General features: G+C 68.4%; 26 protein-coding genes. 13 read left to right on the forward strand and 13 right to left on the reverse strand.

The genetic code is table 11. From position 1 onward, the window contains the following. Positions 1 to 2: 2 nt before the first annotated feature. The 7 genes from nuoE to OHA70_RS06945 all read right to left on the reverse strand — a co-directional run bounded on the left by nuoE (position 3) and on the right by OHA70_RS06945 (position 6,342). Positions 3 to 815 carry an NADH-quinone oxidoreductase subunit NuoE gene (gene nuoE / locus OHA70_RS06915; RefSeq protein WP_328329750.1) on the reverse strand — a complete coding sequence of 271 codons (813 nt, stop codon included), beginning with the start codon at positions 813 to 815 and terminating at the stop codon, positions 3 to 5. Beyond that, positions 816 to 2,153 (reverse strand): NADH-quinone oxidoreductase subunit D, encoded by a 1,338-nt coding sequence (locus tag OHA70_RS06920; protein ID WP_328329752.1) that lies wholly within the window; start codon positions 2,151 to 2,153, stop codon positions 816 to 818. Beyond that, the gene (locus tag OHA70_RS06925; RefSeq protein WP_328329754.1) at positions 2,153 to 2,860 is read right to left on the reverse strand and encodes an NADH-quinone oxidoreductase subunit C; all 708 of its coding nucleotides are present in this window, start codon (positions 2,858 to 2,860) and stop codon (positions 2,153 to 2,155) included. The genes OHA70_RS06920 and OHA70_RS06925 overlap by 1 nt, the downstream gene beginning before the upstream one ends. Next, positions 2,857 to 3,411 carry a NuoB/complex I 20 kDa subunit family protein gene (locus OHA70_RS06930; protein WP_328329756.1) on the reverse strand — a complete coding sequence of 185 codons (555 nt, stop codon included), beginning with the start codon at positions 3,409 to 3,411 and terminating at the stop codon, positions 2,857 to 2,859. The genes OHA70_RS06925 and OHA70_RS06930 overlap by 4 nt, the downstream gene beginning before the upstream one ends. 3 nt (positions 3,412 to 3,414) lie before the next feature. Then, positions 3,415 to 3,774, reverse strand: coding sequence for an NADH-quinone oxidoreductase subunit A (locus tag OHA70_RS06935; protein ID WP_328329758.1), 360 nt, complete (start codon positions 3,772 to 3,774; stop codon positions 3,415 to 3,417). A gap of 99 nt (positions 3,775 to 3,873) precedes the next feature. Further along, on the reverse strand, positions 3,874 to 5,187 hold the full coding sequence (locus tag OHA70_RS06940) for a geranylgeranyl reductase family protein (RefSeq protein WP_328329761.1): 1,314 nt from the start codon (positions 5,185 to 5,187) through the stop codon (positions 3,874 to 3,876). 456 nt (positions 5,188 to 5,643) lie between these two features. After that, complete coding sequence (locus OHA70_RS06945) at positions 5,644 to 6,342, reverse strand: demethylmenaquinone methyltransferase (RefSeq protein ID WP_328329763.1); 699 nt, start codon at positions 6,340 to 6,342, stop codon at positions 5,644 to 5,646. Between the two features lie 142 nt (positions 6,343 to 6,484). Between OHA70_RS06945 and OHA70_RS06950 the strand changes: the two genes are divergently transcribed. From OHA70_RS06950 to OHA70_RS06975, 6 genes are all read left to right on the forward strand, one after another. Then, on the forward strand, positions 6,485 to 7,756 hold the full coding sequence (locus OHA70_RS06950) for an isochorismate synthase (protein WP_328329766.1): 1,272 nt from the start codon (positions 6,485 to 6,487) through the stop codon (positions 7,754 to 7,756). Then, complete coding sequence (locus OHA70_RS06955) at positions 7,756 to 8,373, forward strand: MBL fold metallo-hydrolase (RefSeq protein ID WP_328329768.1); 618 nt, start codon at positions 7,756 to 7,758, stop codon at positions 8,371 to 8,373. Before OHA70_RS06950 ends, OHA70_RS06955 begins: the two co-directional genes overlap by 1 nt. Before the next feature lie 67 nt (positions 8,374 to 8,440). Then, on the forward strand, positions 8,441 to 9,382 hold the full coding sequence (locus OHA70_RS06960; RefSeq protein ID WP_328329770.1) for an ABC transporter ATP-binding protein: 942 nt from the start codon (positions 8,441 to 8,443) through the stop codon (positions 9,380 to 9,382). Then, positions 9,379 to 10,146, forward strand: coding sequence for an ABC transporter permease (locus tag OHA70_RS06965; RefSeq protein ID WP_328329772.1), 768 nt, complete (start codon positions 9,379 to 9,381; stop codon positions 10,144 to 10,146). Before OHA70_RS06960 ends, OHA70_RS06965 begins: the two co-directional genes overlap by 4 nt. Before the next feature lie 22 nt (positions 10,147 to 10,168). Beyond that, positions 10,169 to 11,359, forward strand: a complete 1,191-nt coding sequence (locus tag OHA70_RS06970) for a sensor histidine kinase (RefSeq protein WP_328329774.1) — start codon at positions 10,169 to 10,171, stop codon at positions 11,357 to 11,359. Then, positions 11,356 to 11,979, forward strand: a complete 624-nt coding sequence (locus OHA70_RS06975; RefSeq protein WP_328329778.1) for a response regulator transcription factor — start codon at positions 11,356 to 11,358, stop codon at positions 11,977 to 11,979. The genes OHA70_RS06970 and OHA70_RS06975 overlap by 4 nt, the downstream gene beginning before the upstream one ends. A gap of 191 nt (positions 11,980 to 12,170) precedes the next feature. On the opposite strand, the gene OHA70_RS06980 is transcribed toward OHA70_RS06975, so the two are convergent. Together OHA70_RS06980 and OHA70_RS06985 are read right to left on the reverse strand one after the other, a co-directional pair. Then, positions 12,171 to 13,007, reverse strand: a complete 837-nt coding sequence (locus OHA70_RS06980) for a GNAT family N-acetyltransferase (RefSeq protein WP_328329780.1) — start codon at positions 13,005 to 13,007, stop codon at positions 12,171 to 12,173. Then, entirely contained in the window at positions 13,004 to 13,837 is an 834-nt protein-coding gene (locus OHA70_RS06985; protein WP_328329783.1) for a GNAT family N-acetyltransferase, read from the reverse strand. The genes OHA70_RS06980 and OHA70_RS06985 overlap by 4 nt, the downstream gene beginning before the upstream one ends. Before the next feature lie 56 nt (positions 13,838 to 13,893). Here OHA70_RS06985 and OHA70_RS06990 point away from each other — a divergent pair, with 56 nt between their 5' ends. The 4 genes from OHA70_RS06990 (at position 13,894) to mptB (ending at position 17,921) form a co-directional block, all read left to right on the forward strand. Continuing rightward, complete coding sequence (locus OHA70_RS06990) at positions 13,894 to 14,535, forward strand: PadR family transcriptional regulator (protein ID WP_328329785.1); 642 nt, start codon at positions 13,894 to 13,896, stop codon at positions 14,533 to 14,535. Positions 14,536 to 14,637: 102 nt separating this feature from the next. Next, positions 14,638 to 15,627: an ATP-binding cassette domain-containing protein gene (locus tag OHA70_RS06995; RefSeq protein WP_328329787.1), complete on the forward strand. Its 990-nt coding sequence runs from the start codon at positions 14,638 to 14,640 to the stop codon at positions 15,625 to 15,627. Beyond that, complete coding sequence (locus OHA70_RS07000; protein ID WP_328329789.1) at positions 15,624 to 16,388, forward strand: ABC transporter permease; 765 nt, start codon at positions 15,624 to 15,626, stop codon at positions 16,386 to 16,388. Before OHA70_RS06995 ends, OHA70_RS07000 begins: the two co-directional genes overlap by 4 nt. Positions 16,389 to 16,472: 84 nt before the next feature. Continuing rightward, positions 16,473 to 17,921 (forward strand): polyprenol phosphomannose-dependent alpha 1,6 mannosyltransferase MptB, encoded by a 1,449-nt coding sequence (gene mptB / locus OHA70_RS07005; RefSeq protein WP_328329791.1) that lies wholly within the window; start codon positions 16,473 to 16,475, stop codon positions 17,919 to 17,921. Here mptB and menD read toward each other — a convergent pair. The 3 genes from menD to OHA70_RS07020 are packed head-to-tail and all read right to left on the reverse strand — an operon-like array spanning position 17,908 to position 21,721. Beyond that, positions 17,908 to 19,638 carry a 2-succinyl-5-enolpyruvyl-6-hydroxy-3-cyclohexene-1-carboxylic-acid synthase gene (menD, locus tag OHA70_RS07010; protein WP_328329793.1) on the reverse strand — a complete coding sequence of 577 codons (1,731 nt, stop codon included), beginning with the start codon at positions 19,636 to 19,638 and terminating at the stop codon, positions 17,908 to 17,910. The genes mptB and menD overlap by 14 nt on opposite strands. After that, a complete protein-coding gene (locus OHA70_RS07015) occupies positions 19,635 to 20,564 on the reverse strand; it encodes an o-succinylbenzoate synthase (RefSeq protein ID WP_328329795.1) in 930 nt (309 codons plus the stop codon). The genes menD and OHA70_RS07015 overlap by 4 nt, the downstream gene beginning before the upstream one ends. Then, on the reverse strand, positions 20,561 to 21,721 hold the full coding sequence (locus tag OHA70_RS07020; RefSeq protein WP_328329797.1) for an AMP-binding protein: 1,161 nt from the start codon (positions 21,719 to 21,721) through the stop codon (positions 20,561 to 20,563). Before OHA70_RS07020 ends, OHA70_RS07015 begins: the two co-directional genes overlap by 4 nt. Before the next feature lie 89 nt (positions 21,722 to 21,810). On the opposite strand from OHA70_RS07020, the gene OHA70_RS07025 reads away from it, so the two are divergent. Continuing rightward, on the forward strand, positions 21,811 to 22,683 hold the full coding sequence (locus OHA70_RS07025; RefSeq protein WP_328329799.1) for a 1,4-dihydroxy-2-naphthoate polyprenyltransferase: 873 nt from the start codon (positions 21,811 to 21,813) through the stop codon (positions 22,681 to 22,683). Here the strand turns inward: OHA70_RS07025 and OHA70_RS07030 are convergent. Then, entirely contained in the window at positions 22,680 to 23,807 is a 1,128-nt protein-coding gene (locus OHA70_RS07030) for a PLP-dependent cysteine synthase family protein (RefSeq protein ID WP_328329801.1), read from the reverse strand. The genes OHA70_RS07025 and OHA70_RS07030 overlap by 4 nt on opposite strands. 104 nt (positions 23,808 to 23,911) lie before the next feature. On the opposite strand from OHA70_RS07030, the gene OHA70_RS07035 reads away from it, so the two are divergent. Both OHA70_RS07035 and OHA70_RS07040 read left to right on the forward strand, forming a co-directional pair. Next, positions 23,912 to 24,925: a M48 family metallopeptidase gene (locus OHA70_RS07035; protein WP_328329803.1), complete on the forward strand. Its 1,014-nt coding sequence runs from the start codon at positions 23,912 to 23,914 to the stop codon at positions 24,923 to 24,925. Between the two features lie 47 nt (positions 24,926 to 24,972). After that, positions 24,973 to 25,458, forward strand: a complete 486-nt coding sequence (locus OHA70_RS07040; protein ID WP_328329805.1) for a GNAT family N-acetyltransferase — start codon at positions 24,973 to 24,975, stop codon at positions 25,456 to 25,458. Positions 25,459 to 25,500 lie beyond the last annotated feature (42 nt).

The raw sequence follows: 25,500 nt of genomic DNA on the forward strand, positions 1-25,500 counted from the left end.
GGTCAGTCCTCCTTGCGGCTGTCGTCGGTGTGAACCGCCTGGGATTCCTTACCCGGCTGGTCTTCCGGACGCGGACCGGACGCGGCGTCCGGCGAGACGGTTGTCTCGGCGGCGGCGCCGTTGCTCCGGGAGTGCGTTCCTTCCGGGGCGGTCCAGTTGCGCTCGCGGGCGAGACGCAGACCGGCCAGGGTGGCCTTGCCACCGGTCGGGCCCTCGTCGGCGCGGCCGTCGGGGAAGCCGGCCAGTACGCGCTCGGCTTCCTTCCAGGTGCAGATCGTGGCGCCGCGGGGGGACTTGACCTCGCTAGTGCCATCGCGCAGGTCGTCCACCAACGCAGTCGCCGACTCCGGCGTCATGTCGTCGAAGAACTCCCAGTTCACCATCATCACCGGCGCGTAGTCGCAGGCGGCGTTGCACTCGAGGTGCTCGAGGGTGATCTTGCCGTCCTCGGTGGTCTCGTCGTTGCCGACGTCGAGGTGCTGCTTGAGGCGCTCGAAGATCAGGTCGCCACCCATCACCGCGCAGAGCGTGTTGGTGCAGACGCCGACGTGGTAGTCGCCGACCGGGCGGCGCTTGTACATCGTGTAGAAGGTCGCCACCGCCGACACCTCGGCGCCGGTCAGCCCGAGCACGTGGGCGCAGGCCTCGATGCCCTCGGGGGTGATCCGGCCCTCCACCGACTGCACCAGGTGCAGCATCGGCAGCAGGGCCGAGCGGCCGACCGGGTACCGGGCGGCCAGCTCGCGCATCTCGGCGATCGTGGTGTCGCCGATCTTCGTCTCGCCTGTGCTGTAGGGAACGGTTGTGTCAGCCATCTATCGGTCCACTCCACCCATCACCGGGTCAAGGCTGGCGACGGCGACGATCACGTCGGCGACCTGTGAGCCCTCGCACAGGATCGGCATCGCCTGCAGGTTTGCGAACGACGGGTCGCGGAAGTGCGCCCGGTACGGCTTGGTGCCGCCGTCGGAGACCAGGTGACAGCCGAGCTCGCCGCGCGGCGACTCGATCGCCACGTAGGCCTGCCCGGCCGGGACCCGGAAGCCCTCGGTGACGAGTTTGAAGTGATGGATCAGGGCTTCCATCGACTCGCCCATGATGTGCTTGATGTGGTCGAGCGAGTTGCCCATCCCGTCGTTGCCGACGGCCAGCTGGCTCGGCCAGCCGATCTTCTTGTCGGCCACCATCACCGGCTCGCCCTCCATCTTGGCGAGGCGGTCAGCGCACTGCTCGACGATCTTCAGCGACTCCCACATCTCCTGCAGCCGCACCCGGAACCGGCCGTACGAGTCGGCGGTGTCCCAGGTCGGTACGTCGAAGTCGTAGGTCTCGTAGCCGCAGTACGGCTGGGTCTTGCGCAGGTCCAGGCCGTACCCGGTCGCGCGCAGCGGCGGGCCGGAGATGCCGAGCGCCATGCACCCGGTCAGGTCCAGGTAGCCGACGTCCTGCAGGCGGGCCTTGAAGATCGGGTTCGCGTTGCACAGCTCGGCGTACTCGGGGAGGTGCTTGTTCATCCAGGTGATGTACTCCCGGATCTTGTCCAGCGCGCCGGCCGGCAGGTCCTGGGCGACACCGCCGGGCCGGATGAACGCGTGGTTCATCCGCAGGCCGGTGATCAGCTCGAACAGGTCGAGCGTCATCTCGCGCTCACGGAAGCCGATCGTCATCACCGTCAGGGCGCCGATCTCCATGCCGCCGGTGGCGATGCAGACCAGGTGGCTGCTGATCCGGTTGAGCTCCATCAGGAGCACCCGCATCACGTTCGCCTTCTCCGGGATCTGGTCCTCGATCCCGAGCAGCCGCTCGACCGCCAGGCAGTACGCGGTCTCGTTGTAGAACGGCGACAGGTAGTCCATCCGGGTGCAGAACGTGACGCCCTGCGTCCAGGAGCGGAACTCCATGTTCTTCTCGATACCGGTGTGCAGGTAACCGATGCCGCAGCGGGCCTCGGTGACGTTCTCACCCTCGATCTCGAGGATCAGCCGGAGCACGCCGTGCGTCGACGGGTGCTGCGGGCCCATGTTGACGACGATCCGCTCTTCGGGCTCGTCGCCCAGGCCGGACACGACCGAGTCCCAGTCCTGACCGGTGACGGTGAAGACCTTGCCCTCGGTGGTGTCGCGGGTGGTGGCGTAGGGGTCTGTGGCAGTCATCAGTTGTACGACCTCCGCGTGTCGGGCGGCGGGATGACGGCGCCCTTGTACTCGACGTCGATACCGCCGAGCGGGTAGTCCTTGCGTTGCGGGTGGCCCGGCCAGTCGTCGGGCATCTGGATCCGGGTCAGCGCCGGGTGTCCGTCGAAGATGATGCCGAAGAAGTCCCAGGTCTCGCGCTCGTGCCAGTCGTTGGCCGGGTAGACCGAGACGACGGACGGGATGTGCGGGTCGGCCTCGGAGCAGGACACCTCGAGCCGGATCCGCCGGTTGTGCGTGATCGAGAGCAGGTGGTAGACCGCGTGCAGCTCGCGCCCGATCTCGTGCGGGTAGTGCACGCCGGAGACGCCGGAGCAGAACTCGAACCGCAGCGCCTCGTCGTCGCGCAGGTGCTGGGCGACCTCGACCAGCCGCTCGCGGGCGACGTGCAGGGTCAGCTCGTTGTGCTGGACGACGACCTTCTCGATCGCGCCGTCGCCGACCAGGCTCTCCAGCTTGTCGGTGGCGCCGTCGAACCAGCCGCCGTACGGCTTGGCCGTTCCGCCCGGCAGCGCGACCTGGCGGCGCAGGCCGCCGAAGCCGGAGGTGTCACCGGTGCCGCGGACACCGAACATGCCCTCGCGCTGGTCGATGACCTCGGCGGCCGGCGTCTGCGCGTCGGCACCCGGCTGGGTCGCCGGAAGGTTCTCTGGTTGGGTGTCGCTCACCTGAGCAGGCCCTTCAGTTCAAGGGTGGGGGAAGCGGCCAGGGCGGCAGTCTCCTGCTCGGCCTGCAGCGCCTTCTTGTTCGCGCCGAGCTTGCCGTTCTGGATGTCCTCGTGCAGCTTGAGGAACGCGTCCAGCAACATCTCCGGCCGCGGCGGGCAGCCGGGCAGGTACATGTCGACCGGGACCACGTGGTCCACGCCCTGGACGATCGCGTAGTTGTTGAACATGCCGCCCGACGAGGCGCAGACACCCATCGCCAGCACCCACTTCGGGTTCGGCATCTGGTCGTAGATCTGGCGCAGCACGGGGGCCATCTTCTGGCTCACCCGGCCGGCCACGATCATCAGGTCGGCCTGCCGCGGCGACGCGCGGAAGACCTCCATGCCGAACCGGGCCGCGTCGTAACGCGGGGCGCCGGTCGTCATCATCTCGATCGCGCAGCAGGCCAGCCCGAAGGTTGCCGGCCACAACGAGGCCTTGCGCATGTAGCCGGACAGGCCCTCGATCGTGGTCAGCAGTACGCCGGCCGGAAGCTGTTCTTCAACACCCATAGGTCAGTCCCACTCCAGTCCGCCGCGGCGCCAGACGTAGGCGTACGCGACGAAGACGGTAACGATGAAGATGACCATCTCGACCAACCCGAACAGCGCCATCTGGTCGAAGGCGACGGCCCAGGGGTAGAGGAAGATGATCTCGATGTCGAACACGATGAAGAGCATCGCGGTGATGTAGTACTTCACCGGGAAACGCCCACCACCGACCGGTTGCGGCGTCGGCTCGATGCCGCACTCGTACGAGTCGAGCTTGGCCCGGTTGTAGCGCTTCGGGCCGACCAGCGCGCTGGTCACCAAGGTGCCCGCCACGAAGATGGCCGCGAGTACACCGAGGATCAGAATCGGTACGTAAGGGTGCATCTTTGGCTGCTCCCTCCAAACTTTGCGTCGGGTACTACGTGGTCGGTTGCTTGCCTTTGTTACCAGTACCGCTGTGTCTCACGTCACTCGCCCCGCCGATCAGGCTGCCGGGGCGACCTTGGTGAGGCCGTTGATGATCTTGTCCATCACGTCGCCGTCGCGCGGGTCGGTGAGGTTGGCGAGCAGTTTCAGGGTGAACTTCATCAAGGTGGTGCGCGGCAGACCGTACTTGGTGCACAGCCGCATCACCTCCGGGTTTCCGATCAGCTTCACGAACACCCGGCCGAGCGTGTAGTAGCCGCCGTACTCCTGCTTCAGCGCCTTCGGGTACGCCGAGAGCGCCCGCTCGCGCTGGTTCGGTTGCCGGCGCAGGGCCTGTGCCGCGACCTCGGCCGCGAACGCGCCGGACTCCATCGCGTACGGGATGCCCTCGCCGTTGAACGGGTTCACCATCCCGCCCGCGTCGCCGAGCAGCATCAGGCCGCGGGTGTAGTGCGGCTGCCGGTTGAAGCCCATCGGCAGCGCCGCCCCTCGGATCGGGATGGTCTGGAACTCGTCGCGGAACTGCCACTCCTCGGGCGTGTTCTTCAGCCACTGCTTGAGCAGGTCCGCGTAGTCGACCTTGCCGAACGCGTCGGAGGTGTTCAGGATGCCGAGCCCGACGTTGACGGTGCCGTCGCCCATCCCGAAGATCCAGCCGTACCCCGGCAGCAGGCTGCGCTGACCCGGGTTCTTCGGGTCGTCGGTCCACAGCTCCAGCCAGGACTCGAGGTAGTCGTCGTCGTGCCGCGGGCTGGTGAAGTACGTCCGTACCGCGACGCCCATCGGCCGGTCGTCCCGCTTGTGCAGGCCCATCGAGACGCTCAGCCGCGACGAGTTGCCGTCGGCGGCCATCACCAGCGGGGCGCGGAACTCGAGGTCCTCGCCGGCCCGGCGGCCGTTGTCGTCGACCGGCTTGGCGGTGACGCCGACGATGAAGCCCTTGTCGTCCAGGATCGGCGCGGTCACGTTGGTCCGCTCACGCAGCTGGGCGCCGGCCTTGACCGCCTGGCGGGCCAGCATGTCGTCGAAGTCCATCCGGTTCCGGGTCAGCCCGTAGTTCGGGTGGCTGGCCAGGTTGGGCCAGTCGAGCTGCAGCTCGTGCCCGGCGCCGCGGATCCGCAGGCCGTAGTTCTTGATCCAGCCGGCCTCGGGCGAGATGTCGATGCCCATGTTGATCAGCTGCTTGGTTCCCCGCGGGGTGAGGCCGTCGCCGCACACCTTCTCGCGCGGGAACGCGGTCTTCTCGAGCAGCAGCACGTCGAGGCCCGCGTTCGCCAGATGGTACGCGGCTGCCGAGCCTGCGGGCCCGGCGCCGACGACGATCACATCAGCGGTCTCGGCCTGCTGCCTGCTAGGCACGCTCTGGCTCATCTCATCCCGGCCTGGTGGAGGGCTGTGTCACTCGTGAAGGGATTCACGAGGCCTGGTCATCCGACAGTCTAGGACTGCCTGACTTGGACACGAAACCGGCCCGGAACCCCTTCCCCACAACCGATTTATGCGCCTCATTCGTTGCGTAATTGAAGCGACCGGACAAATAGCTGACAACTTGGTCCGAACGCTCCCGTCAGAGCCGGTCTCCGCTCTACGTTCGGCTGACCAACTACGAGGGGGAACCATGGCGGACTGTGCAACATGTCATCGGCCGTTGAAGGACTGTCAGGCCTGCGACGGCGGACGGAAGCGGGGTATGGCGGGGATCGCCCTGACCTGCTCTCAGTGCGGCACCACGGGCCGGGTGTGCAGCGAGCACGGCGGGCACCACGGGCGGGGCTGACCTGCAATAACGCGGCGGCGGTCCGTACTCCGGGCCCCGCCGCGTTGCCGTCAGACCGGCTTGGTGGCTCGGTGGATTGCTACTAGGCCGCCTGTGAGGTTGCGCCATTGGACGTGGGTCCAGCCGGAGGCCGCGATGGTGTCGGCGAGGGGGGCCTGAGCGGGCCAGGCGCGGACTGATTCGGCGAGGTAGACGTAGGCGTCGGGGTTCGTGGAGACGGCCTTGGCGACTACGGGGACGGCTCGCATCATGTACTCGAGGTAGGCGACCCGGAAGGGTTTCCAAGTGGGGTGCGAGTTCTCGAGGACGACCAGGCGGCCTCCGGGCTTGGTGACCCGGAGCATCTCGGCCAGCGCGACAGTGACGTCGTTCACGTTGCGCAAGGCCCAGGAGATGGTGACCACGTCGAAGGTCTCGTCGGCGAACGGCAGCCGCAGCGCGTCGCCGGCGATCAGGTCCAGTTCGGGGTAGCGGCGCTTGCCGACCCGGAGCATGCCGACCGAGAAGTCGCAGGACACCACCTCGGCGCCGGCCTCGCGCAGCTTCACGCTCGACGCGCCGGTCCCGGCGGCCAGGTCGAGGATCTTCATCCCCTTCCGCGGCGCGATCTCGGCCAGCGTCTGCGGCCGCCAGTAGGCCTTCTCCAGCCCCATCGTGGCGACCGCGTTGGTCCGGTCGTAGCCCTCGGCCACGTTGTCGAACATCGCGGCGACAGCCTCAGGTTGTTTGGTCAGGTCTGCGCGGGTCACTTGTCTAGTTGATCACGGCTGCGACAGGCACCGAAATTCGCTGGTTACAGGAGCGGCCTACGCTTGCATCTCGTGAGCGAATCTCCATTGAGCCGGCCGGCCATCGTGACCCGGGGCCGGGAAGCGAGCGAGGAGTGTTGCTGTGAGCTTGTCTGACCCGCTCCAAACCGGTGCGGTGCCGGCTCCGCAGCTGGTGATTCGCAGCCAGCGCGTCGCGGGCGTGGCCGCCGCACTGATGGACCACCTGCCGGAGACCGGCGGGCTGGCCTGGGTACGCCGCGGCGACGGGCATGTCGGCTGGGGCGTCGCCGCCCGGCTGGACGTTGCCGGTAGCAACCGGTTCGCCGAGGCGCAGGCGTGGTGGAAGGAGCTCACCGCCAACGCCGTGGTGCGCGACGAGGTCGGCGTACCAGGATCGGGACTGGTCTGCTTCGGTTCGTTCGGTTTCACCGACACCGACGCCAGTGAACTGGTCGTGCCCGAGGTGATCGTCGGCCGCCGGGGCGGGATCACCTGGGTGACCACGATCTCGGGTGCGAGCTCGCTGGCCGCGCCGCCCGAGCTGACGACGTACGAGCCGGAGCCGGTAGGTGCGGTCGCGTTCGCCGATGGCGCGCGGTCCGGTACCGCGTGGTCCGGCATCGTGGCCGACGCGGTCAAGCGGATCACCAACGGCGAGCTCGACAAGGTCGTCCTCGCCCGCGACCTGATCGCGATCTCGCCCAACCCGATCGACCTGCGCTGGCCGTTGCGCCGGCTGGCCGCGGCGTACCCGAACTGCTGGACGTTCTCCGTCGACGGGCTGATCGGCGCCACCCCGGAGCTGCTGGTTCGGCGCGAGAAGGGCCTGATCACGTCGCGCGTACTGGCCGGCACCATCCGGCGTACCGGCGACGACGCGCACGACCTCGCGCTGGCCGCCTCGCTGGCGCGCTCGAGCAAGGACCTCGAGGAGCACGAGTACGCCGTCCGCTCGGTGGCCGACGCCCTCAAGCCGCACTGCAAGTCGATGAACGTGCCCGAGACCCCGTTCGTACTGCACCTGCCGAACGTGATGCATCTCGCCTCCGACGTGGCCGGCGTCGCGGCCAACGGCGCCTCCGCGCTCGGCCTCGCCGCCGCCTTGCACCCGTCCGCTGCCATCTGCGGTACGCCGACCGACGTCGCGCGGGACGTGATCGGCGAGATCGAGGGCATGGCCCGCGGCCGGTTCAGCGGCCCGGTCGGCTGGATGGACGCGGCCGGCGACGGCGAGTGGTGCATCGCCCTGCGCTGCGGCCAGGCCGACCCCGATGACCCGACCAGGATGCGCCTGTTCGCCGGCGCCGGCATCGTCGCCGGCTCCGACCCAGAGGCCGAGCTGGCCGAGACGAACGCAAAATTGGTTCCGATGCGAGACGCTCTGGGAGATTGATGAAGCTCACGAAGTACACCCATGCTTGTGTCCGGCTCGAGAAGGACGGCAAGGTGCTGCTCGTCGATCCGGGCAGCTTCACCGAGGACGCCGCCTTCGAAGGTGTCGACGCGATCCTCGTCACGCACGAGCACCAGGACCACCTCGACGTCGACCGGGTGAAGGGCATCGACGCCCCGATCTGGACCAACGCCGGGGTCGCCTCGCAGCTCGGTGAGCTGGGCGAGCGGGTCCAGATCGTTGCCGACGGCTCCGTCTTCGAGGCGGCCGGGTTCGCGGTCCGTGCCTATGGCAAGGATCACGCGATCATCCTTCCGGAGATGGGCGTTCCGTGCGAGAACGTCGGCTTCCTGATCGAGGACGCGGTCTACCACCCGGGCGATTCGTTCACGCAGCCCGACCGCAAGGTACACACCAACCTGGTGCCGATCTCGGGTCCGTGGTTCGCCCTGCCGCCGGCTGTCGAGTACGCCCGCGCTGTCGACGCAGTACAGACCATCGGGATCCACGACGCCCTGCTCAGCCCGATCGGCCAGGGCATGATGCAGCGCTTCATCAACGCCGAGGACCGGCCGTACCAGCAGCTGAACCCGGGCACCACGGTCGAGGTCAACTGACATTTGTCACCAGTACCGGTGACAGCTGCACGCAGTACGGGGCCGCTCGGCCGCCAAGCTGATCCGTATGGACGAATCAGCAGTCATCCAGGTCGAGCGGCTCACCCGCCGGTACGCCGGCCGGCCCGGGTACGAGGCGGTCCGCGGCATCGACTTCGCCGTCCGCCGGGGTGAGCTCTTCGCGTTGCTGGGCACCAACGGCGCTGGCAAGACCTCCACGCTCGAGGTGCTCGAAGGGCTCGCGCAGCCGACCTCCGGTACCGTCCGGGTGCTCGGCCACGATCCGTACCGGGATCGGCGGACGGTCCGGCCACGGATCGGAATCATGTTGCAGGACAGGGGTTTCGCGGCCGATCTGACCGTCGCCGAGACCACCAAGATGTGGACCGGAACGCTCAGCACACCACGCCCGGTCGGCGAGATCCTCGAGCTCGTCGAGCTGACCTCGCGGGCAGGAGTCCGCGTCCGTCAGCTGTCCGGTGGTGAGCGGCAACGGCTGAGCCTCGGTCTCGCGATCGCCGGCCAGCCGGATCTGTTGTTCCTCGACGAGCCGACCGCCGGCCTCGACCCGGAGAACCGGAAGAACACCTGGCGGCTGATCTCGCAGCTGCTGGAGTCGGGCACCACGGTCCTGCTGACCACGCACTACCTGGCGGAGGCCGCCGAGCTCGCCGACCGGCTGGCGATCATGCACCACGGCCGGATCGTCGGCCTCGGCACACCGGCCGAGATCGCCGGCATCCAGCCAGCCCGGATCTCCTTCCAGCTGATGCCCGGCACCACTCTCCCCGATCTCCCGCAAGCTGTTGCCACCGTCAGCGCCAGCGGCAAGGTCCTGCTCGACACCGAGGATCTTCAGCTCACCCTCACCGCGCTGCTGGCCTGGGCCGCACAGTCCGGGATCCAGCTGGCAGAGCTCACCGCGCGCCCCGCGTCGCTGGAGGAAGCCTTTCTCGCGATCGCCGGGTCGGACCCGATCTCCGACCCGGCCGAAGGAGCCGCCGCATGATGTCACTCGCCTGGTCGGAGGCTCTGCTGCTCCGCCGCAATCCGCTGGCTGTGCTGGTCGCCATCGGTCTGCCGATCTTCGTCGTGCTCGGACTGCAGTCGTCAGCGGAGCTGATGGCCGTCGTCGGCCCCGACCCGGGCACGGCGATCCTCACCATGATCGCGGCCGTGTCGCTGAACCTCTTCGTCTACTACAACCTCGTCAGCTCGCTGGTCGCTCGCCGCGAGGAACTCGTCCTCAAACGACTGCGCACCGGCGAGGCCACTGACCTGCAGATCCTTGCTGGTGCCGCGATCCCCGCAGTGGTCATCGCCTGGGGTCAGGCGGTGCTCGCCGCCATCGCCAGCGCGCTGCTGGTCGAGATGCCCCTCCCGGTGAACCTCCTGCTGGTGGTGCTCGCCCTGTTGCTCGGCGCGGCTGTGTTCGCCCTGCTTGCGGCTGCTACCACCGCACTGACCCGCAGCGTCGAGATGGCGCAGCTGACGACGATGCCCTTCCTGATCATTCCGCTGAACTTCAGTGGCCTCTACTTTCCGCTCTCCGAGCTACCGGAGGGGCTGGACCAGTTGGCGCGGCTGCTGCCGCTCACGCCGGTGGTGGAGCTGCTGCGACTCGGCCTGTCGGGCACCACCCCGGACGGAAGCACTGTGAGCTTGGCGGGGTCGTTCGCACCCGCAGTACAGCCGGTGCTCGTACTGCTGGCCTGGGTGATCGTCGGCGGGCTGGCGACCCGCCGCTGGTTCCGCTGGGAGCCCCGCCGTTGAGCGACGTGACAGGCTGACCACCATGGTTCCCGTCCCGCGCTGGTGGCTCGAGCGCAGCAGAGCCGAGCGCTTCGACATCACCCTGCGCTGGCCGCTGTACGCCCTGTCCTGCGGGGAGTTGCTCCTCGCCGCACTGATCACCGTCGGGCAGCGGAATCTTCACCTCCCGGGTGCCGTTCTGTTCCTGGTCGTCGTCACCGCGCACACCGCGGCCAACGTGTTCCTGCTCCGCGCGGCCATCAGCAGGTACCTGACCGGAGCCCCGGTCGACGGCCGTCTGATCGCGGTTTCCACTGCCTTGACTCTTGCCGGACTCCTGGCTGCGGACCTGGCCTTCCCCGGGTTCGGCTGGGGTGGCGAGGCGGAACTCCACATCCCCGTGAGCATTGCGCTGATCGGTGCCTTGCTCTTCACTCTGACGCCGATGCTGCGATGGGTGCCACTGCTGGGCGTGGTCCTCGCCGGAGCGGCCGTGACCGGCGTGTGGTCACTCCAGGTCGGTCCGGCGATCGCCTACGTCTCCTGGGCTGCTTTCATCGTCTTCACCTGCCGCGTCTCGGTGTGGACGCTCAGCCTCGGCTGGGAGATCGACCGGTCCCGCGCGGTCAGCGCTCAGCTGGCGATCGCCGAGGAGCGGCTGCGGTTCGCGCGCGATCTGCACGACACGCTCGGCCACAACCTGTCGCTGGTCGCGGTACGGAGTGAGCTGGCGGCCGCACTCGCGACCCGAGGGGACGCCACTGCTGCCGACCAGATGCTCGATGTCCGGCAGATCGCCCATGACTCGCTCCGCGAGATGCGGGCCGTCGTCAGCGGCTACCGCGCGACAGACCTCGCCTCCGAGCTGGCCGGCGCCCAGTCCGTACTCCGGTCCGCCGGCGTCAACTGTCGCGTCATCGGCGACGGCGCGACGCTGCCGCCCGCGACCCAGGCGGCGCTCGGTTGGGTGGTCCGGGAAGGCACCACGAACGTCATCCAGCACAGCAACGCGACGGCCTGCAAGATCGAGCTCGACCTCAGCATGGGTGACGTCATCTTCCTGCGGATGGAGAACGACGGCGTCGCGGCGCCCTCGGACCAGCCGAAGGCCGCCGAGGGCGGGACCGGGATCGCCGGGCTGCGCGAGCGCCTCGGCTCCCTCGGCGGAACGCTCACCGTCGCCGCCCCGCCCGGCCGCTTCATCCTGGTCGTCCAGCTCCCGGTGGCCCGATGATCCGGCTCCTGTTGGCCGACGACGAGAACCTGATCCGGACCGCCCTCGCGGCTCTGCTGTCCCTGGAGGACGACCTCGAGGTGGTCGGCCAGGCGGCGTCGGCTGATGAGGCACTCGCGATGGCCCGCCTCCATCGCCCGGACGTCGCAGTACTGGACCTCCAGATGCCTGGCGCCACCGGCTCGACCGCTATCGGCGGCATCGGCGTAGTACAGGCCCTCCGCACCGAACTGCCCACCTGCACCTGCCTGATCGTCACCGGCCACGCCCGCCCCGGCCACCTCAAACAAGCCCTCACCGCCGGCGTCCGAGGCTTCCTCCCCAAGACCGTCTCAGCCCAAGTCCTCGCCGACGTCATCCGCACCATCCACACCGGTGGCCGCTACGTCGACCCCGAACTGGCCGCCGAAGCCATCTCCGCCGGCGACAACCCGCTGACACCCCGCGAGGCCGAAGTCCTCGAACACGCCGCCGACGGCGCCCCCATCGAACAGATCGCCCGCCGCGCCTCCCTCTCCCCCGGCACGGTCCGCAACTACCTCTCCTCCGCCGCCACCAAGCTCAACACCACCAACCGCTACGAATCAGTCCAGGTAGCCCGCATGCACGGGTGGATCTAGCCGGGCGAAGGTGGATCGATGGTTGCTGTTGGCAAGGGCGCGGCGGGCCAACCTCCTGTTTGGGTGGCCACTGGCAGGTTTTCGTGCCGCTGGCGCCAACCTTCACGCCAGCGGCACCAAAACCCGTCAGCCGACCTCGAAATCGCCGGTTTGGGGAGGGTTTTAGCCCGCTCCACGCATCCACGTCAGCGTCACCTGAGCTCGTAGACGACGAAGTCGACCAGTGGGCGGTAGCCGATGGCGGCGTAGATCTTGTTGGAGGTGGGGTTGGCGAGGTCGGTGTTGAGGCAGACCTCCGAGCCGGTGGCCTGGAGGTGTTTGGTGACATGGGCCGTGAGGGCGCTCGCGTAGCCGTGGCCACGGGCGGACGGGGGTGTGTAGACCGGGCCTACGCGGGTCGCGTTGAAGAGGGTTTCCTGGTGGCCGACGACGCTCACCACCCGGCCTCCGTCCTCCCAGAGCCAGACCCGGCCGCGTTCGATCCTGGTACTGCCCCAGCGGTACTGCTCGTCGGGCGGCAGTGGGTGTCCAAGCTCGGTTCCGTAGGCGGCCAGCAGAGAGACGACAACCTCCAGATCCGCGGCGACCGCCTGCCGGGCGGTACCGGTCGCGTGCTGTTCGACGAAGGTACCGAGCTTGTGCAGCCGCATGCCGAGGGTCTGGTGGAAGGTCTTGCCGGTGCGCGCGGCACGGAGCTCAGCCAACTGCCGCGCGGCGGTCGCAGTACCGGCGATGGTGTCGGGGTCGGGTGCTTGGTCGGCGCAGATGTCGGCGATCGCCGGGACCAAGGCGTCCGGGAGGGCTCCGAGTTGGATGCCGCGGAGGGCTGTGCAGAAGACGGCGCCGACGACCTCGCCCGGGTCGTCGTGGATCGACAAGAAGAGGGGTGGCGCGGGGTCGTGCAGGATGCCGTCGACGCGGTCCGCGGTGTTGCTGAGGATGTAGGAGTGCAGGACCGGATCGCGTTGCAGGAAAGGGAAAGTGATCGCCTTGAACTCCGCCGGATCGGCGGTCAGCCGGACCTTCATGCGGCGAAGACGAGGTCGATGAAGTCTGCGACCGGAACGTAGCCGAGTTGGGCGTAGATCTTGTTGGAGGTCGGGTTGGCCAGGTCGGTGTAGAGGCAGGGCTTGTTGCCAGCAGCAAGGACTCGGGCGGTGAGGTTGCTGGTCAGCGCGCCGGCGTAGCCGTGGCGGCGGTGTTCGGGCGGGGTGTAGATCGGGCCGACCCGGCTGGCGCCGTGGAGCGGTAGGCGGTAGCCGCCCATGCTGACCGTCTGGCCGTTGGCGTCCCAGAACCACAGGGTGCCTTGCTCCAACTGACGCTTCGCCCAGCTCTCGCCGAGGAAGGCGACCTCCGCGGGAAAGCCGTCGGCCACCCAGGTGACGGCGAGTGGGATGTCGTCCGGGCGCATCAGGCGGAGCTCTCCGTCAGCCTTCAACGGAGTGAGTACGTCGAGGCGGTGCAGGCGGGTGCCCTTCGACTCAGCGCCTGCGGTGGTCCCTCGAAGTTCCGACCACCTGTCCCCGAAGGCGTAGACCGCGGCACGATCGCCGGAGACTCCAGAGAGGGCCGGTAAGGCTTCGGCGTACGCGTCGGCTACCTCGGCCGCCAGCTCGGCGCGGAGGGCGCCTACGTAGACGGGTCGGCCGGGAGTGCGCATCGCGACGCCGGTGACCGCGCCTGCGGAGTCGTGGACGGAGACGAAGTACGAGGGCTCGGTCTCGTCCGGGTAGCGGCCGGCGGCTCGGTCGGAGACGTTGCTCATGATCAGGGTGTGGAGTACCGGGTCCTGTTCCAGGAACGGGAAGGCGGTCGCCTGGAAGGCCTTCGGATCGGTGGTCAGCCGCACGCTCATGGCCAGTCACCCTACGGGTACCACCGGTCGCGGGCAGGTGAATTTACACTGCGAGCATGTCCACCACGCGCTTGCTCCTGCTCGGCGTCGTCCGGATCTTCCAGCCGGCCTACGGCTACCAGCTGCGCCAGGAGCTGCTGACCTGGAACGTCCAGCAGTGGGCGAACATCAACCCCGGGTCGATCTACACCGGCCTGCGCACGCTGGCCAAGCACGGCTACCTGCTGGAGCTGGAGGAAGGCGCCGGGAACAAGCCCGGGCGTACGTCGTACAAGCTGACCTCGGACGGCGAGTCGGAGTACTTCACCCTGCTCCGGGCGGCGCTGTGGAGCGTGGACGGGTTCCGGCCGGACCAGATGCAGGCGGCGCTCAGCTTCCTGTGGTCACTGCGCCGCGACGAGGTGCTCGCCGCGCTGGAGTCGCGGATCGTCCAGCTGGAGCAGCTCTCCAAGGCGGAGCCGTTCTCGGAGCGGCAGATCATCGAGGACCCCGGTACGCCGGACCACGTGGTCGAGATGCTCCGGATCGCCGACGCCCGCGACCGGGGCGAGCTGGAGTGGACCAAGGGGTTCCGGCAGCGGGTGGCCGACGGGAGCTACTCGTTCGCGGGCGAGGCACCCGACTGGGCGCCCCCGCCCGGCCTCGCCTCACACTGGGGGGTCATCCCGGAGCCGCCGGCCGGCGCCGCGCCGGCCTGAGCCCAGGGCCGCGGCCCACCAGCCCGCGCCACCGGCCGGCGAGCCCGATTGCAGATTTAATCAATGTTGACTATTCAATGTTGATTGTTCGAGACTGTCGGCATGATGATCGAAGCTCGCGGACTCGTCCGCACCTTCAAGACCAAGCGCGGGCCGGTGCAGGCCGTGCAGGGGGTAGACCTGGATGTCGCCGACGGGGAGATCGTCGGCTTCCTCGGCCCGAACGGGGCCGGCAAGACCACCACGATGCGGATGCTGGCGACCCTGATCACGCCGACCAGCGGGACCGCGACCGTAGCCGGCTGCGACCTGGCCAAAGACCCGGTCGGCGTCCGTCGCCGGATCGGGTACGTCCCGCAGAGCGGCTCGACGCTGCCCGAGGCGATCGCCGGTGACGAGGTGGTCGACCACGCCCGGCTGTACGGCGTAAGCAAGAAGAAGGCGATCGCCGACGGCCAGGCGCTGTTCGACGAGCTGGACCTGCCCGGCCTGTGGCGGCGGCAGTGCAAGACCCTGTCGGGTGGCCAGCGGCGCCGGCTCGACATCGTGATGGGGCTGATCCACGACCCCAAGCTGATCTTCCTGGACGAGCCGACCACCGGCCTCGACCCGCAGGCGCGGGCGAACCTGTGGGAGCACATCCGCGGCCTGCGTGACCGCGGCGCGACGATCTTCCTCACCACCCACTACCTGGACGAGGCGGACGCGCTGTGCGACCGGATCCTGGTCATCGACCACGGCAAGATCGTGGCGGCCGGCAAGCCTGAGGAGCTCAAGCAGCAGGTCTCCGGCGACGGCGTCCGGCTCAGCCTGGCTGATGCCTCGCAGGCGCCCGCGGTGAGCAAGGTGGTCGCCGAACTGCCCGGCGCGGTCGCCATCGAGACCGACGGCGACGTGGTCGCCTTCCGGATCCCCAAGGGCGGTTCCGTACTACCGTCGCTGCTCCGCTCGATCGATGCCCAAGGCATCGAGTTGCACGGCGTCGAGGTGCACCGCCCGACCCTCGACGACGTCTTCCTGACGATGACCGGCCGCTCCCTCCGCGACGAGGATGCGCCTGTTGCTTCGGACGAGAAGGAGGCAGCGGCATGACCGTTCTCAAGGAAACCTGGATCGTCTTCAACCGCGCGATGCGGCTGTCGCTGCGCAATCCGATGTGGTCCATCCTGATGCTCAGCCAGCCGCTGATGTACCTGTTCCTGTTCGGCCCGCTGCTCAAGCCGATCACCGCGCAGATCAGTCAGGGCGCGACCACGAACGCCTACCAGGTGTTCATCCCCGGCCTGATCGTCCAGCTCGGCATGTTCGGCGCGATGTTCGTCGGTTTCGGCCTGATCGCGGAGTACCGGGCCGGCGTGATCGAGGCCGACCGGGTCACCCCAGCCTCCCGGATCGCGCTGATGGCAGGCCGCGTACTACGAGATGTCGTGGTGCTCGTCGTCCAGTCGATCCTCCTGCTGGTGGCCGCGTTGCCACTGGGTCTGCGCGCTCCCTGGGGCGGCGTACTCCTGTCGCTGGTGATCGTCGCCCTGCTCGGCGCGACGTTCGCCTCCCTGTCGTACTCCGTCGCCCTCATCACCAAGAGCGAGGACGCCCTGGCGCCGCTGCTCAACGGCATCGCCATGCCGCTCCTGCTGCTCTCCGGCATCCTCCTGCCGATGCAGATCGGCCCGACCTGGCTGCAACGGCTGTCCGACATCAGCCCGCTCAAGCACGTCGTCAACGGCGTCCGCGCCCTCTTCCGCGGCGACATCTCCAGCAGCGCCTCCCTGTGGGGTCTCTTCTGGGTAGTACTGCTCACCGTCGTCGGTTTGACGGTCGGCGCTCGCACCTTCCGCAAGGAAAGCGCCTAGCCGTGACTGCTTGCGTCCGGAGGGTAGTCCGGACGCAAGCAGTTGTTCATCGGGCGGTCGCCCGGCCTGTTTAGCGTGGATGGCATGCGTGTGCCGTCGGCGTTGGTTCGTGGGGTTGTGGGGTCGTGTGTGGTGGCCGCCGCGTCCTTGGTGACGTCGGTGGTACCGGAGTCCTCGTGGGTGGCGTCGCTGCCGATCGCGAGCGACCTGCGGTCGACCCTGCCGGGCCGGATGACCGGGCTGGCCTTCATGGTGGCCGGGCTCGGTCTGATGGTGTGGGCCTGGCTGTCGGTCGGACGGCAGGTGCTGGCCGGCAAGAGGTACCGGTTAACTCCACTGATCGTCTGGACGAGTGTTCCGCTGCTGCTGGCGCCGCCGTTGTTCAGCCGGGACGTCTGGAGCTACGCAGCACAAGGCGCGCTGGTCGCGAAGGGCTACGACCCCTACAGCGTCGGCCCCGGCGTCCTGAGCGGCCACATCGTCGAGGCCGTCGACCCGATGTGGATGCAGACCCCTGCACCGTACGGCCCGATACCTCTCGCGTACGGCGGTCTCATGGCGCGGCTGACCATGGACCCGTACGTCCTCATGCTGGCGCATCGCCTGCTCGCAGTACTGGGCTTCGTACTGATCGCCTGGGCCGTACCGCGGCTCGCCACCGCCTGCCGGGTCAACCCGGCCGTCGCAACCTGGCTGGTCGTCGCCAACCCGATGCTGATCGCGCATGGGCTGGGCGCTGCCCACAACGACATCCTCATGCTGGGACTAGCCTGCGCTGCCTTCGCGATAGCCCTCACCGGCCACTGGGGAACAGCTGCGGTCCTCGCCGGTACTGCGGCCGCCGTGAAGCTGCCCGGTGGGCTAGTGGTCGTCGCCATCGCGGCCGTGATGAGCCCACTGGCCGGGCGCGCTCGGCTGCGACTGGCGAGCTTGACCATCGCGGGTGCGATCTCGGTCCTGACGCTGGTGACTATTGGCGAGCTGACCGGGGTGGGGTCGGGTTGGCTCAGCGCGCTCGACGTACCGGGGCTGATCAAGTCGCCGCTGTCTATCTCCAACTTGATTGCATTGGGGGCTTCCGGCGTACTGGAGTGGCTCGGGGAGGACACTGCCGCCCAGCAGGCGTTGCAGATCGTGCGGCTGCTGGCGATGCTCATCGCGATCGGGCTGATCGCAGTACTGGGGTTGCGGTCGTCGATCCACAACGCGGCGCGGGCCGTGGGAATCGCCTTGCTGGCCTTGGTTCAGCTGGGGCCGACGGCGCACGACTGGTACTTCATCTGGTGCTTGCCGTTCCTGGCGGTGGCACGCCCTGGCCGCAAGCTCACCACCGCCCTGATCGGCGTCAGCATCGTCCTGACCATCGCCTCGCCGCTCAACTCTTCGCTGCGCGGCGCAATCATCCCCATCCTCGTCACGACTGCCCTGGTGCTGGTCGTAGTCGGCTGCCTACTCGGCCGCCTCCGCACCCTGCAACCTGCTCGCCCTGTACCGACCAAGGTCCCCGCCAAGGTTGCTGCTACAGCTGGCTAATCGCCTGATGTAGTTCGGCGTGGAGGTCGCGGTGAGTGGAGCGATCGACCTTGACCTCTACTACGTCGATACCGGCGACTGTGCGGGCCAGTACTTCGCGCAGTTGGTCTGCTGTCTCCACCAGCTGGTGTGGCGTGCCGGTGGCGGCGCAGAGTGCTGCGAGGTCGACGTTGTGCGGTGTGCCGAAGACACGCTCGAAGTAGTCGGCATGGTCGCCACCACCCTGCTCAAGCGTGGCGAAGATACCTCCGCCGTTGTCGTTGAGCACCACGATCCGCAGATCCGGGCGAGGCTCGGCAGGCCCGATCACCAGCCCGTTGCTGTCATGCAGAAAGGCCAGATCACCAACCAGCGCGTACGTCGCACCCGCATTAGCCAGTGCAGCGCCCACGGCGGTAGAGAGCGTGCCGTCGATCCCCGCCAGCCCACGGTTGGCCACCGTACGGATCGGAACGACCGGAGCCAGATCGAGATCCCGCACGGGATTGGAGGAGGCGACGACGAGCATGCCGTCGGCTCCGACGACTTCACCGAGTACGGCCGCAATCACTGGTCCTGAGAGCCCACCGGCAAACACCTTGTCCATGGCGGCTCGGGCCAATTGGTCGGCATGCTGCCAACGGTCCAGCCAATCGGTCTGATCGGAGCCGATCACCTCAAGGCCGGTGACGACCGAAGCCGCACGGTGAGCGGCGTCGGGCCAGAGGCCGGTCGGCGCGACCACGATCACCTCGACATCAGGACGAGCGAGCAGCTTGGAGACCGGCCGCGACAACGTCGGATGCCCGAACACGATCACCCGCTCGATCTCCGCCCCGAGCGAAGACAGCGCGGGCGAAGCCGTCACCGCGGAAGACGTCGGCGCAGCCGCCGCTGCGGATGACGTCGCCGCGGATGACGTCGCCGCCTGAGATGTTGCTGCCAGCAACAAACGGTAGGACGAGATGACGGCCGGTCCGGTTCTCGCCCGGCTGGATGGTTCGGCGAAGAGGGGCCAGTTGCCTGCCTCGGCGGCTAGGCGTGCGGCTTGGGAGGCGCCGTCGCCTGCGACTACAACCGTCTTCGGGCCGGGGGCTACGGCGGACGGCTGGGCTCCGGTGGCGTGGACGCTTGTCCAGGGGCCGGTGGTGCGGCCATCGAGCGGCTCCGGCCAGTCTCCATCGCCAGTTGGGACCAGCGGCTCGACTAGTGGGCAGTTGAGGTGGACCGGGCCCGGGTCGGCGGTACGCGCGCCGACAGCGGTCGACACCGCGCGTGCGATCTGCGAGCGCCAGTAGGCGACTTGGCCGACCTGCTTGCTCGGCGTACCGAGCTCGTGGAACAGGCGAACAGCATCACCGAACACCTTGAGCTGGTCGGTGGTCTGGTTGGCGCCGGTCCCCCGCAGCTCCGGCGGGCGGTCCGCACTCAGCACGATGAGAGGCAGGCCGCTGTGGGACGCCTCTAGTACTGCCGGGTGGAGGTTCGCGACCGCAGTACCGGAGGTCGTCACCACCGGCACCGGCAGACCCGTCCCACGGATCAAGCCGATCGCCAGGAAGCCCGCAGTACGTTCGTCGATGCGCACATGCAGACGCAGTCGCCCGTCCCGGTCAGCAGCGGCCAGCGCGAGAGCCAGTGGCGTACTACGTGAGCCAGGAGCCAGCACCGCCTCCCGCACGCCGGACCTGATCAGCTCGTCGACCACCACAGTCGCGAATGCCGTGGACGGGTTCATCCAACACTCCCCTTCAATGCTTCGACCCTCGCCAGCCGTTGCTCCCACTTGGCAGTGGTCGCTTGGTCGGCGGTTGGCAACTCTGTAGCAGGTACTAGGCGCTTCACCGGCAGGAAGCCGTTGACTGGCAGCAGCGGCTCATCGACAACCTCTGCTGTGAACATGGAGACAGTGGCGAGACCACACGCGTAGGGCAGCTCGGGGAGAGCCGCTGCCAGCGCTACTCCGGCAGCGATCCCGATGGACGTCTCCAACGCGGATGAGACGACCACGGGCAGTCCGATCTGCTCAGCGATGTCGAGACAGGCCCGGACGCCACCGATCGGCTGGACCTTCAGTACTGCGATGTCGGCGGCCTCAAGCTTCTTCACCCGCAGGGGATCCTCGGCGCGACGGATGGACTCATCCGCAGCAACCAGTACGTCGGTACGCCGGCGTACAGCCGCCAGGTCTTCCACCGACGCGCACGGCTGCTCGACATACTCCAGGTCGAAGCGCCTGAGCTCCTTCAACGCCCGCAGCGCTTCATCCACAGACCAAGCCCCGTTGGCATCAATGCGCACCTGCCCGCCGCCGATAGCGTCCCGGACCGCCTCCACCCGCTCCAGGTCATCCGCCAGCGTCTGCCCCGGCTCAGCCACCTTCACCTTCGCCGTGGCGCACCCGGACGCCCGCACGATTGCCGCAGCCTTCTCCGGCCCGATCGCCGGCACAGTGCAATTCACCGGTACTTCGGAACGCACCGCCGCAGGCCACCCGTCATACGCGGCCTCGTACGCCGCCCGAAGCCAAGCCACACAAGTCGCGTCGTCGTAGTCGAGGAACGGCGACCACTCGGCCCATCCCGCCGGCCCTTCGAACAGCATCCCCTCGCGCACCGTGATCCCGCGGAACTTGTTCTTCAACCCGATCGCATAAGTGATCACAGCACCCCCTCCACCAGCCGCCGCCGATCAACCTTGCCCGAAGCAAGCATCGGCAACTCGCTCAGCTCCACCACTTGCCGAGGAGCCCAAGTCCGCGGCAACACCTCAGCCACAAAATCCCTGAGCACCTCTCTGTCAGCGATCCCGACCACGAACGCGACCACCCGCGAACCCCATTCACTATCGGGAACCCCAAGCACAACAGCATCCTTGACGTCCGGATGCTCCAGCAACCGCGCTTGCACGGCAGTCACCGTCACGTTCACTCCACCGGAGATGACCACATCGTCGACCCGGCCCACCACCCGCAACCGCCCATCGACAAACTCACCCCGATCCTGAGTCCGGAACCACCCGTCTTGCAGCACCTCCGCAGTCAGCTCCGGTTGCAGGCGATAACCGGAGAAGAGCGTCGGCCCGCTGATCCAGATCCGCCCTGCTCCCCCTCCACGCCCGCCGGACCGCCCGGAGGGCGGTCCGGCGGGCGGTTCTTCGTCGAGGCGCAGTCGCGTGCCGCTCAGTGGCTCGCCTGCATAGACGCAGCCGCTGCCGGTCTCAGTCATCCCGTAGGACGGGATGGCGGTGACGCCTGCGGCCGCCGCCTTCGCCTTCAGCCCGTCCGGCATCGCCGCTCCGCCGATGATGATGGCGCTGAAGCGCCGGAGCATGTCCTGGTCCTGCGGCGTCTCCAGGTAGCGGGCCAACTGCGTAGGCACCATCGCCGTGTATTGGCGTTCGGCGGTGAGAGCCATCACGCCCGCCGCGAAGGTTGGGTGATCGCTGGCGACGACCGGCGCGTAGCCAGCCAACACAGACCGGGTGAGTACCTGCAGGCCGCCGACGAAGTACGGCTGCATGGGGAGTAGCCATTGGCCGGGGCCGCCGAGGCGGTCGTGGGTCGCAATGGCGGAGGCGGTGAGGGCTGCGGTGGAGAGCATTACGCCCTTGGGCTCGCCCGAGGAGCCGGACGTGGCTAGGACCACGCCGACGTCGGGAGACTCGAGTGGTGCATCGGGGGCGACCGCCTGGCGGACGCGCGCGGCAGCGGCGGGATCACCCGGCAGCGGCGCGAACGCAGTACCGGTGCCGTTCAGTAGGTCGGTCAACGCCGACAGCACGGCATCCGGGGTGCCTGGGACCAGGCGCAACGTAGACATGTCCCTCCGAGCCTACGGCGCACCCCTGGCGGCTCGGTCTCCCGTACCGCCTGCAAGCCCTTGCCAACCGGCTGACAGAATCGTTTGCCATGGCCACCCCTGCCCAGTGGATCGAAGGCGCCCGCCCTCGCACCCTGCCCGCCGCGATCGCTCCAGTGCTCGTCGGTACCGGCGCAGCCGCCTACCTCGACGGTTTCGTCTGGTGGAAGGCCCTGTTGGCTCTAGGTGTCGCCCTGGCGCTCCAGATCGGCGTCAACTACGCGAACGACTACAGCGACGGCATCCGCGGCACAGACGAGAACCGGGTCGGCCCGCTTCGCCTAGTGGGCGCCAAGGTGGCCACCCCGCAGCAGGTCAAGGCCGTGGCGTTCACCTGCTTCGGCATCGGCGCAGCACTCGGCCTAGTGCTCGCAGCGACCACCACCTGGTGGCTACTGGTCCCCGGAGCCGCCTCGATCCTCGGTGCCTGGTTCTACACGGGCGGCAAGAAGCCTTACGGCTACCGCGCCCTCGGGGAGATCAGCGTCTTCCTGTTCTTCGGCCTGGTCGCAGTGCTCGGTACTACCTACGTCCAGGCCGAGAAGCTCCACTGGACCGCAGTAGCCGGCGCAGTGGCCATCGGCAGCATCGCCTGCGCGCTCCTGGTCGCCAACAACCTCCGCGACATCCCCACCGACTCAGTGACCGGCAAGCGCACACTGGCCGTAGTACTAGGCGCCCCCAACTCCCGCCGCCTGTACGCCGGACTGGTCGCCCTCGCCTTCATCCTGGCAGCCGTCTCAGCCGCGGCGACCCCCTGGACGCTCCTGGCCCTCATTGCCCTGCCACTAGCCGCCAAGGCCACCAAGACCGTCCTGAGCGACGCAGTCGGCCCGGCACTCATCCCAGTGCTCCAGGGCACCGGCCTCACCGAGCTCGTCTACGCCGTCGGCCTGACTGTCGGCCTGTTCCTGGGCAACTAGCGGACAGGCTCCCGCCAGCGACCTGACTGGGCAAAGCCCTCCAGCGTCTCCGCGTACGGCGCCAGGTCGATCCCGCTGCGCTTGAGCCAGTCGTCGTCGTAGTACGTGTCGCCATACCGGTCGCCGCTGTCGCACAGCAGCGTCACGATGCTCCCCTGTACGCCGGTACGCCGCATCTCCGCCGCCAGCCGCAGTGAGCCCCACAGGTTGGTGCCGGTGGACCCGCCGACCAACCTGCCGGTCACCTTCGAACAGAACCGCATTGCGGCGATGGAGGCGGCATCCGGGACCGCGATCATCCGGTCGACCACGCCGAGCACGAACGACGGCTCCACCCGCGGCCGGCCGATGCCCTCGATCCGGGACGGGCGGCCGGTGGCGAAGTCGCCGTCACCGGACTCGAAGGCCGGGAAGAAGGCCGAGTTCTCCGGGTCGACCACGGCCACCGACGTGTCGTGCCGCTGGTACCGGACGTACCGGCCGATCGTCGCCGAGGTGCCGCCGGTGCCCGCGCCGACCACGATCCAGGTCGGGATCGGGTGCTGCTCGAGCGAGAGCTGGCTGAAGATCGACTCGGCGATGTTGTTGTTGCCGCGCCAGTCGGTCGCTCGCTCGGCGTAGGTGAACTGGTCCATGTAGTGCCCGCCGGTCTCCTCGGCGAGCCGCTTGGCCTCGCCGTAGATCTGCCCGGAGCGCTCGACGAAGTGGCAGCGGCCGCCGTAGAACTCGATCAGCTCGATCTTCTCCGGGCTGGTCGAGGCGGGCATCACCGCGATGAACGGCAGCCCGAGCAGGCGGGCGAAGTACGCCTCGCTGACTGCGGTGGAGCCGCTGGACGCCTCGATCACCGTGCTGCCCTCGTGGATCCAGCCGTTGCAGAGGGCGTACAGGAACAGCGACCGGGCCAGCCGGTGCTTGAGCGAGCCGGTCGGATGGACCGACTCGTCCTTCAGGTACAGGTCGACCCCGGCCGCGGCGGGCATCGGGAACACGTGCAGGTGGGTGTCGGCACTGCGGTTTGCGTCGGCCTCGACGAGCCGGATCGCCTCGGAGATCCAGGCCCGCGCCTTGTCGTCGCGCCGGTCAACCTCCCGGCACGGCACTGGACGGTTGCTACTACTCATCCCGTCAGGCTAGGACAGTACCGACGGTTTAGGTATTCCTACTCTCTGCAACCGGACCCCGGGGCGAGCTAGGTTGGGGGCACACGCCGACCCGTGGGGGAACGATGAGCGAGAACGAAGAGCGGCCGACCCGGCCGCGGGCGACCCTGACCGACATCAGCTCGCGGGCGTGGGAGCACCCCGCCGACCGCGGTGCGCTGGTCGCGCTGCGCCAGCTCAAGGGCTTCGACTTCATCCTGCGGAAGATGTCCGGGCTGATCAACGAGCGCGCCTTCCGGCTGCAGTTCCTCGGCTCGGCGATCCGGGTCGACGAGCGGCAGTTCCCGAAGATCCACCGGCTCTACACCGAGGCCGCGACGACGCTCGACGTCCGTCAGCTGCCCGAGCTGTACGTCACCAACAGCCCGATCTGGAACGCCGTCACGATCGGCATGGACAAGCCGTTCATCGTGCTGAACAGCGCGCTGGTCCAAGGCCTCGACGACGAGGAGACCCGGTTCGTCCTCGGCCACGAGCTCGGCCACGCGCAGAGCGGGCACGCGCTCTACCAGTCGCTGCTGCTCTGGCTGATGCGTCTCACCGGCGCCGTCAACTGGATGCCGATCGGCGCCTTCGGGCTGCGCGCGATCATCGCCGCGCTGCACGAATGGTCGCGCAAGGCGGAGCTCTCCGGCGACCGGGCCGGCCTGCTCGCGGTACAAGACCCGGCGGCCGCTCTGCGGGTGCAGATGAAGCTCGCCAGCGGTGGCCAGCTCGACCAGCTGGACACGACCGCCTTCCTTGCCCAGGGCACGGAGTACGAGAGCTCCGGCGACCTGCGCGACAGCGTGCTCAAGCTGCTACTGCTCGAGGCGCAGTCCCACCCGCTGGCCGTCATCCGCGCGCACGAGCTGCGCCGCTGGGTGGACGAGGGCGAGTACACGGCGATCGTCTCCGGTACCTACCCGAAGCGGCAGGAGGACGGCGACGCCTCGATGACGCAGGAGGCGAAGAACGCGGCCAAGTCGTACTCCGACTCCTTCAACCGCTCCCAGGACCCGCTGGCCAAGCTGGTGCGCGACATGGGCGAAGGCCTCGGCGGCGTCCGCGACTGGGTCTCCTCGAAGTTCCCGCGCTGACAGATAGTCGTTTGAAACAGATCACCCCGCCGCGAGAAGGTGGCGGGGTGATCGAACTCCGCGAACTAAGCACCGACGACTGGCAGCTCTGGCGTGAGCTGCGGCTGGCCGCCCTCGAGGAAGCGCCGTACGCCTTCGGCTCGCAACTGGCCGACTGGGTCGACGCCGAGGAGGACCGCTGGCGGGCCCGCCTCGACCTGCCCGGCTCCCGCAACTTCGTCGCCGTTCTGGACGGTACGCCGGTGGGCATGGCCAGCGGCATCCGAACCGACGAGAACGGCGTCGTCGAGCTGATCTCGATGTGGATCGCTCCGGCCGGCCGCGGCCGTGGAATCGGCGACCAGCTGATGGCCCAGGTCGAGCAATGGGCCCGCGAGACCGCCGCCGCCCACACCCTCCAGCTATCGGTTGCTGATGGCAACGAGAAGGCGCACGCGCTCTACCTGCGCAGCGGTTTCACCGACACCGACATCGAGGGCGAACTGATGCCCGACGGCATCCACCACGAACTCGTGATGCGCAAACCGCTCTAGCCCCCGGACAGGACGAAGGGCCGCCTCCCCCTCCGGAAGACG

The sequence above is a fragment of the Kribbella sp. NBC_00382 genome (assembly GCF_036067295.1).
GTDB lineage: Bacteria > Actinomycetota > Actinomycetes > Propionibacteriales > Kribbellaceae > Kribbella.